Below are 8,320 nucleotides of genomic sequence, written 5' to 3'. Positions count from 1 at the left end.
GGCGTGACGAGACCATGGGGGTTCGTTTGGAAGTCATCTGCTCCGACGCCGATTTTCACGGGCCCGTGGGTGTAGATGGAACTGGCCAGAGTTGCCGCGTTAGTCCAGTCTACTGAGTAGAAAGGACCATCCAAATAGGCATTGCCATCCATTTGAAACCCGTGCGTTTGCATGAATCGGGCAAAATTAGATGGACCGCATTGCTGCGCGGTACGCATGACCACGTCGGTCGGGACGACCACTCTGGGTTCCGCACAGGCCTTAGCAAAAGCCTCCTCTGACCAGAGAGAACTGCTGCCTTTGTTCTCTCCAAAGGCGAATTCTGTTGGCCAAGCCAGAAAGCTTTCGGGCGCGGTGCCGGCTTTATAGGGGCGGGCAGCCGCAAGTTCTTGATTTGGCGACGGAAACTCGCCGCTTGGAACAAAGATTTCCGAGCCAGTCTCGTCCCGATAGGGTTCTGAAGCGGCGAGTTCGCTTCTGGGCGTCGGTATTGCGCCGCGCGGCATATTTAGGGTCATTTCGTGAACCTCCCGCGAAAAACGCAGATGGAATACAACGACTAATATCTAATTCTTATTCAGATTTGGAAATAGCGACGGGGCCACGATGGCATCCTGCCGTGGCCCCGTGATCGAGCTAAACGAGCTTTCCCAGATTACTTGATAATGGTCACCGGCATACGAATCCAGGCCTCATAGGTCATATTCAGCATCGACTGCTGATCGATAATCCCAATCGAATTCCAGGTGAACATTGCATAGCAGAGGCCCGTCGGCATCCCTTGCGGCGCATGGACGGAGATACCATGTCCGTGAAATAGACCCACCAAGTCGGCCAAGTTTCCGTAGCCGCAAAGGCTCACGCAGTGGTCTTCCACCAGGTTCTTCGGGTAGTTGTACATCGCCCAACCGCTTGTCCCCGGCGTGACGAGACCATGGGGGTTCGTTTGGAAGTCATCTGCTCCGACGCCGATTTTCACGGGCCCGTGGGTGTAGATGGAACTGGCCAGAGTTGCCGCGTTAGTCCAGTCTACTGAGTAGAAAGGACCATCGTCGTATTTCTTTCCGTTGAATGGGAAGCCATCTGATTGCATCGTCGTCATGACAGCTGTGAGCATAGCGCCATTTAGATAGCCATGCGCGGACGCCCACTCAACAACCGTCTCCTCCGGAATAAATGTTTGCGGCGCGGCGGTGGCTTTCGCGAAGGCCTCTTCCGCCGAAACACAGTCACCGTAAATGTAATTATTCCAGGATGACATTTGAGTCGGCCACATCAGAAAGCTCGGGGGGACCGAAATTACCGGGTCAGGAACATGCGGCATAGCCGCCGCAAGTGCGTAGCGTGGCGATGGAATTGCCCCGCGCGGTAGCCGTTGCATCAGATTTACAGCCATAGCAATTACTCCTAATTCATGCTTGTGATCATTCACCGATGCCGGAATAAATGAAGGATATTTGACGATCGGCTCGGATCGAATGCTTAGGAAGATACCGGAAAAACACGTTCGCGACCGACAGTTTTTCAATCGAAGGGAAGCTATGCATCACAGGAGAGCCAAGTCCTTATTGAGGTGTGAGTTAGTGCCCCGTACTACAAGAACATCGTTTCCGTTGTCCTAGTTTTGGAAAACCGGTAGTAGCAAATCAATTATGGCAATGGTAAGCTGGGCAAAACAGCTTTGGGGTGGCAACTATGGGGTTGGTTTGTGCTATATGTCGTCTGACAATTCCGTTACTCACTGGATCGCCTCTCTCAAGGCGGGCCAGGCCGAAGCGGTACAAAAGTTATGGGCTCGATATAAAAACCAGCTTGTGTTACTGGCTCGGCGGAAGTTGGGGCGGGTTCCAAAACGGATTGCCGACGAAGACGACGTGGCGCAGAGCGTATTTTTCAGTCTGTGCCGCGGGGCCGCTGCTGGGCGCTTCGAAGACGTAAAGAATCGCGATGATCTGTGGTGGCTACTGCTTGCCATCACGAAACAAAAATCGGTCGATCTGGTGCGGCGGGAAACGGCTCAGAAACGGGGCGCTGGGCGCGTACGCTCCGAATCTGCGGCCGGCAGCAACCATAGCGGGCGTTTTTCACTGGATCAACTCATTAGCGAGCAGGCGACGCCCGAATTACTTGTGATGCTGGAAGAACAAAGCCGGTGGCTGCTAGGATCGCTACGTGATGACCAATTGCGAAAGATCGCATCCTCTCGGATTGAAGGTTATAGTGTAGGTGAAATCGCGATTGAAATGGCGGTGACCACTCGAACCGTCGAGAGGAAGCTTAAGCTAATCCGCGATGCGTGGACGAAGGAGTTCAAGCGTGCAGAGCGATGCTCGAAATCTGCTGGATAATGTCGCCGAGCTTTCCTTTGACGACCGCATCGATATAGTCTGCGATGCCTTCGAGCAGGAATGGCTTCAAGGCAATCGGCCCGAGCTTACATCGTATCTCGATTACTGCGAGCCAAATGAACGCCCGCATTTGTTTGTGGAACTACTGCTCGTCGAATGGGAATTGCGCAGCGGCCGCCAAGACACGCCGAACTGGAACGAATATTTTGCAAGGTTCCCGGAATTCGCTGATCAGATTGAGGCAGCACGATTCAAGCAAGGCGCGGGCCATGGCAACCCGGCTTTGAATGGTCCGCCGCCTCAATCGCCAAAGAGGGTCGCTCATTTCGAGTTGCTTGAGAATTTAGGCTCGGGGGCTGCCGGCACTGTTTGGAAGGCTCGTGACCCGCGGCTTCAAAGAGTGGTGGCGGTTAAAATTCCGCACGCTCCCCATTTGTCGGAAAATGAACTGGGGCAATTTTTGCGCGAAGGCAGGGCGGCGGCGCGGCTACGGCATCCTGGAATTGTCGGCGTACATGAAGTCGGGCGCGAGGGCAACACGGCATATATCGTCTCGGATTTTATTGCGGGCGAGAACCTACGCAACTGGTTGGAGCACTCGTCGCCATCACCCAGGCAAGCAGCCGAACTTTGTCGGCAAATTGCAGACGCATTGCATCACGCACACACAGAAGGAGTCGTTCATCGGGACTTAAAGCCCGCCAATGTGCTGCTTGATGCGGAAGGCGCCGCGCATATTGCTGACTTCGGATTGGCGAAGCAGATTTCTGCGCAATCGAGCCTAAGCACTAGCAGCCAAGTACTTGGCACACCGGCCTACATGTCGCCCGAGCAAGCCAGAGGCGACAGCCGATTGGTCGATGCCCGAAGCGACGTGTATTCGCTGGGTATTATGCTGTACGAGTTGCTTACGGGAACGCGCCCCTTCGACGGCACTTTTGACGAAGTGCTGCGGGCCGTTGTGGCACGGGAGCCCACGCGACCTCGGCAGTTGGATCGCGATATTCCTCGCGATCTGGAATTAATATGCGTTAAGGCGATGGCAAAGCTGCCTGCCGATCGGTACCAAACCGCCGAGGAATTGGCGGAAGACTTGCAGCGGTTCTTGGGCGGCGTTCCGATCCAAGCACGGCGATACAGAATGGTCGAGCTGGCTTGGCGAGCCGTGCGCCGGCGATTGACGATTGCGATAGCGGTCTTGATTGCCGTTGTTGCATTAGGCGGCAGCGCCTGGGTGTGGTGGACGGCACCGCGGGCCGCGGAATCGCCTGATGCGCCGCGCACGGTCCGGTTAGAAACCAACCCGCCTGGCGCAAGAATCCTATTCGTTCCGATTTCGCAGTTCGACGGCGAGCCCGATCCCAAACGTGCCATAAAAGCGCCTGGTGTAAGCCCGATTGAGATGAAGCTTGTGCCCGGCGAATACTGGGTAGAAGCGGTCCTGACGGACGGCAGGTTTCACGAAGTGATTCGCCGTGTGCCGAAGCTCGGGGGTTTCATTGGCCCAGGTAACCAGTGGTCAGATCCCCATGAAACAGCTTTATTGACCAAAATTGAAATCCCTACCAAAGAAGTCAACGCAAACATGGTATATGTGTCGCCGAAAGACGGCGTTGGGTTTTTCGTCGACCCGCAAGTTACATCTGCCGCCGATCTCAATACCATATTTGCGACTGATCGTACACGGGGTAGCGCACGCCCGACCGTCTCTTATTACAGCGCACAGGATTACGCTGAAGAGTGTGGCAAACGTCTTCCGACAAATGATGAATGGGAGCGGGCCCAAAGCGTGCTACCATCGCGTACGGCAAGCAGCTTGGCGGAGTGGACAAGTACTCTAGAACTTGTACCCGACAACAACAGCGAACTCATTATCCACGGCGTGCGGTACCTTGACTGCCACATTGTTCGTGGTGGTTCGATAGAGTTAGCCGAGGGGAAGCCCAACCTCTCGCCGGCAGATTATGCAGCGCGTAACTCACTTCCAATTTCAACGGGAATCACTGATTATGCAGGAATTGGAGTCCGCTGCGTGCGCAGCGCGAAGCCACGATTCTTTGAGCGTTCGGATTTAGGTGCTTTAGCCATTAAGTTCAGTCAATAGTCATCTGCGGATGCGAGTGCGCGTGTCCTTACGGGGTGCAGATAAGGTACACAAACTCGTGACCGCGTTGGACCGAATATAGAAACGTGGAAAGTGTTTGGACGTCGGTTAGCAATTTCGGTGTGACTGGACAAGTCGCTGGATCAATCTCCAACCCAAGATGAAAGTAGCGGCACCTCTCGTGTTGTTTCGCATCAAAGTGTACGAGCGGGTAAATGCATACCGTGATATTTCGGCCACCGGCTCCGTAAAAGTACCCGTATTCTAAGTATTTGCCGACCTCGACGTCCTTAAAAGGCAAATTATTCGTTGAGACTTTTTTCGGAAGCGGCTTTATAACATCGATCGGCTGCTGAATTGGGACCCTGGAGAACATGTAACCCGGAAAGCAGTTGGCAGGCTGAGAGTCGCAGTCGCCCGGATTCTGTCCCGGCGGTGCCGCATAGTACGCGTCCTGCGGAGGATCGCCATTGCAACCGTTCGGATAGTAGTTGCAAAAGTAAAGATCATTACTTCCCATCGACATGATGTCGAAAAGTGGACAATACAATGCCCCCCAGCTGTTGTTGCTTCCGCAGTTGCACGGCTGCGGCTGCTCATTTCCTTTTTTGACAGACTGCTGAGTCCCTGAATTGTCGGTGTCCGAGTCTGCCGCCAAACTGATTGCGCATAGAACCAGAACCGTAGCGATCGTGCGAACGATGGGAACTTTCACATCATGCTCCTTTCCCAAAGAAAAGTTGAAGAGATCAAAGAGAGGGACTACCACCGTCGTTGCGGGTAGCCAGACGGCGCAGCGTTAACATGTCGATGGTTTCCTGAATGAAGTGAACTGAACCATCGAGCAGCAAACCATTCACTCCGTCGGCATGTGGCGAGAGCAATGGATTGTTTGGCCCGTGGTTAATGTCGTCGATGCCGGGCAATTCAAAGGTGCGGGTATTCGGCGGATATTTCACGGTTGTGATATTCCATGCGGCTGTCGGATTGGGGCTAATGCCGACGGTGTTTTTCATGTTTGGCGGCGTGCCGGTGCTGGTGGTACCCGTCAGCCATCCCATTGGATAGCCGGCATCGACATTTCGCTGCCGTCCTAATTGATCAACCGTAAAATCGGACTGTTCCGCGACAGCGAGATTGTGGGTCGTGCCGTCAGTCACTTCGGCCAAGCGAATCGCCGCGTTTGGAACGAGACTGCCTGCGGCAGAAATGGTGCCCTCCATACTCGGCGAGCAGCAGGCTTGAGCTGGCGCACCAACAAGACCATCCTCATTACTTGCTCCAGCGATGCCGGTGTACGATGGCAGGCAAACATTAGTACCGTAATCCAGGCGGAGCGCAGGGATGCTGGAGGATGGGCAGCGCATCACGGAGATTACGACGCCGTCGATGGCTTGTGCGTTGCCGGGGGCGAGGACTGGATCGCCAGCGTTGGCGACCTGCAAGTTGAGCTTCGCGTAAAGCTCGGCTTCTTCCAATTGCGGCAGGATATCCGCCCACCACGAGGTCCCAAATCCAACGATAGGGCTTTTGCGGGCACCTATGGGCAACCGCTTATTCGCCGCTTCAAAGTTTGCCAGAGCCAGCCCAATTTGCTTGAGGTTATTGCTGCACGCCGATCGTCGTGCTGCTTCGCGTGCCGCTTGCGTTGCCGGCAAAAGCACACTGATAAGGACGCTAATAATCGAGATGGTGGCGAGAAGTTCGATTAAGCTGAAGCCGCAGCGAGGCAGTTTCGGACCATAAGTGTTGCGCGGCATGCGGAAACTCTTGGTACAAATTGTGAACAAAAGGACTCAGTTAACACCTGCATTTGTTTCGTTTGCGATACATAACAAGCGTCGTTAGGAGGCAAATGGCCGTGGAGAGCAAACTAATGCTGCTGGGCTCCGGAACATCTGCGAAAGAACCTCCACCGTTAGTGAGTTTAGTGAGCAGCGCTTGCAAATCGCCATTGTCGAGGATGCCAGAATGATCCAAATCTCCAAGAGTTATTAAATCGTCATTGCTCAAGTCGTGCGAAGTTTCATACGCATTTTCGCCCGCCAGAGCTTGCATCATGGCATTGATATCGGAGGCATCAACGTGGCCATCGCGATTTAGATCGCCCGGAAGCAACGGAATTTGCGCCAGGGCTTTAACCGAGCCAATCAAATCGATCGGTCCGGGAAACCCTGCGTGTCCGAGATATACTTGCGACGATGTGAAACTCGACAGACTTAGCGAAGACGGTAACGCAGAGTTTGTATACAAGCTGGTAGGAGCAAAAAAATCTACATCGAAGTCGCCCACGGAGTACGCCGTGCCATTGACCATCAGTGGGTCGACAGGGGGCGCCGCGGTTAGATTGCTAGAGAAAAGGATCTGAACTTCGTCCTGGCCGCTGTGATTGTAGAAAACTTGTACGGCGTAGCTGTCGGCGTTTAAGTTCAGCCCGCCGATTGTGGCTGAGAAACCGCTCAATATTAACTGAGGATAAATTGACGTGTTGGTCCCATTGCCGGCACTAATCGGAGATGTATTCGGATCATAGAAAAAGCGACCGGAAAATGGTGTATTGGCCTCTATGGTCACACCATACGGAGGGCCTGCGGGGGAAACAAACGAAACTGTGCCTGAAAAGCTGTAACCGACTGCTGAACCCCATGTGGTATCCGCAGCGGATGCGATCAGAATGACGAATATGACAGCAAACGAAAAAGCTCGACGAGGATCCACGCTTCACCAAAAATGCGAGGATTGAAATGTAATGATTCCGTCTGAATGCCACGAACGATTAAAGTATTATTAATTAATTTACGACTTACCGAATCGGTCTTAATCCGCGCCAACCGTATGCCCCGTCATGGATGAAGGAATTCGAGAAAGGCGTTTTTTGATAAGAAACTGCCTGATTTCTCGCTCAATAGCACCGCATACGTCGGTGCAATCATCGCTCTGTTCGGCAGCCAGACAGCGATATATGCCAATAATTCCCATCAAGGTATGTATATCAGCGCCATCGGATAAGTTTAGCGCTTGCGATATCAGCCATTCGTCGACAGGCATTAGAGCACCAGCGAGAGCAAAAACGGCGGTCAAAGCATGAATATGTTTGTGCTAGTCAGTGTAGTATTGATCGGCACCGGGGCGGACTTATAGGTACCGAAGACGGATTCTAATGGGTAGTTTCACCGGAGGGAATAAGCAGACTTCAAAATAGCCAAGAACTAATAAGCTTGGGTTGAGTCGTGCCGCTGCCGAAACACTGCACTCTTAGTTAGGCAATTCTTTAAATTCCGACGCCGTCGCATCAATCATGAAAGACGAGCGATCGAACAGGATGCTGCAAAGTAAAGCGCGACTGTAAATTGCATAAAGCATTGCCAAAAATAGACTTGTGATTTGCACTAAGGAGGGCACGGGACTTGAACCCGTAAGCGATTTAACTGCAAATGAAAGCGTCACTTGTGCTTGCGTGAATTGTCAACAGTGCCGCGCTGCACTGGCGCTGCATTCTGAGTGCAGCAAGGGACAGCTCTTGGCGTCTTTTGACGCCGATTTGAAACAATAATTTGCGGCTGGAACAAACTACCGGGTACAATTCGCAAAGCAATCGTCACCTTGGTCGACCCGCTCAACGCAACAACTGCTAGGGAATAGGTTGCAATTTGGTCACACGTTTTGACTCAATCCACAACTTATACGGCTCTCCTTGTGCTCCAGAATCTTGCGGGTTCGTTGACGCTTTGGCCTGCTGTTGAAAAACTGATCCAGTTGTTATGAAGGTCTTTAGCCCGATGGGCAAGGAGACTTTCACAATGACGACGAAACGTAGGACGCGGCATAGTCCTGAGCAGATCGTGCGGAAGTTGCGCGATGCCGATGC

At 53.1% G+C, this 8,320-nt stretch carries 8 protein-coding genes; 2 read left to right on the top strand and 6 right to left on the bottom strand.

The features are described from left to right. Both VMJ32_04795 and VMJ32_04790 read right to left on the bottom strand, forming a co-directional pair. A partial coding sequence (locus VMJ32_04795) for a hypothetical protein (protein HTQ38320.1) occupies positions 1-518 on the bottom strand: 518 nt, incomplete at its 3' end. 137 nt (positions 519-655) lie between these two features. Further along, positions 656-1,396: a hypothetical protein gene (locus tag VMJ32_04790; GenBank protein ID HTQ38319.1), complete on the bottom strand. Its 741-nt coding sequence runs from the start codon at positions 1,394-1,396 to the stop codon at positions 656-658. A 319-nt stretch (positions 1,397-1,715) separates the two neighbouring features. Here VMJ32_04790 and VMJ32_04785 point away from each other — a divergent pair, with 319 nt between their 5' ends. Together VMJ32_04785 and VMJ32_04780 are read left to right on the top strand one after the other, a co-directional pair. Beyond that, complete coding sequence (locus VMJ32_04785; GenBank protein HTQ38318.1) at positions 1,716-2,348, top strand: ECF-type sigma factor; 633 nt, start codon at positions 1,716-1,718, stop codon at positions 2,346-2,348. Next, positions 2,317-4,452, top strand: a complete 2,136-nt coding sequence (locus VMJ32_04780) for a protein kinase (GenBank protein ID HTQ38317.1) — start codon at positions 2,317-2,319, stop codon at positions 4,450-4,452. The genes VMJ32_04785 and VMJ32_04780 overlap by 32 nt, the downstream gene beginning before the upstream one ends. A gap of 749 nt (positions 4,453-5,201) precedes the next feature. Here the strand turns inward: VMJ32_04780 and VMJ32_04775 are convergent. The 4 genes from VMJ32_04775 to VMJ32_04760 form a co-directional block, all read right to left on the bottom strand. Continuing rightward, positions 5,202-6,212 (bottom strand): DUF1559 domain-containing protein, encoded by a 1,011-nt coding sequence (locus VMJ32_04775; protein ID HTQ38316.1) that lies wholly within the window; start codon positions 6,210-6,212, stop codon positions 5,202-5,204. A gap of 40 nt (positions 6,213-6,252) precedes the next feature. Then, a complete protein-coding gene (locus VMJ32_04770; protein ID HTQ38315.1) occupies positions 6,253-7,170 on the bottom strand; it encodes a PEP-CTERM sorting domain-containing protein in 918 nt (305 codons plus the stop codon). A 99-nt stretch (positions 7,171-7,269) separates the two neighbouring features. Next, positions 7,270-7,533, bottom strand: a complete 264-nt coding sequence (locus tag VMJ32_04765; protein HTQ38314.1) for a hypothetical protein — start codon at positions 7,531-7,533, stop codon at positions 7,270-7,272. A 599-nt stretch (positions 7,534-8,132) separates the two neighbouring features. Next, positions 8,133-8,320 (bottom strand): hypothetical protein (locus tag VMJ32_04760; GenBank protein HTQ38313.1); only part of this gene is annotated, 188 nt, incomplete at its 5' end.

This window comes from Pirellulales bacterium, from assembly GCA_035499655.1.
GTDB lineage: Bacteria > Planctomycetota > Planctomycetia > Pirellulales > JADZDJ01 > DATJYL01.
Note: the sequence above shows the minus strand (reverse complement) of the source record. Positions and strands in the feature narration are given on the sequence as shown.

Bases quoted from the DNA above. Each gene is read 5' to 3' on its own strand.
- VMJ32_04785 (HTQ38318.1), top strand. From the start codon at position 1,716: ATGTCGTCTGACAATTCCGTTACTCACTGGATCGCCTCTCTCAAGGCG.
- VMJ32_04775 (HTQ38316.1), bottom strand. From the start codon at position 6,212: ATGCCGCGCAACACTTATGGTCCGAAACTGCCTCGCTGCGGCTTCAGC.
- VMJ32_04790 (HTQ38319.1), bottom strand. From the start codon at position 1,396: ATGGCTGTAAATCTGATGCAACGGCTACCGCGCGGGGCAATTCCATCG.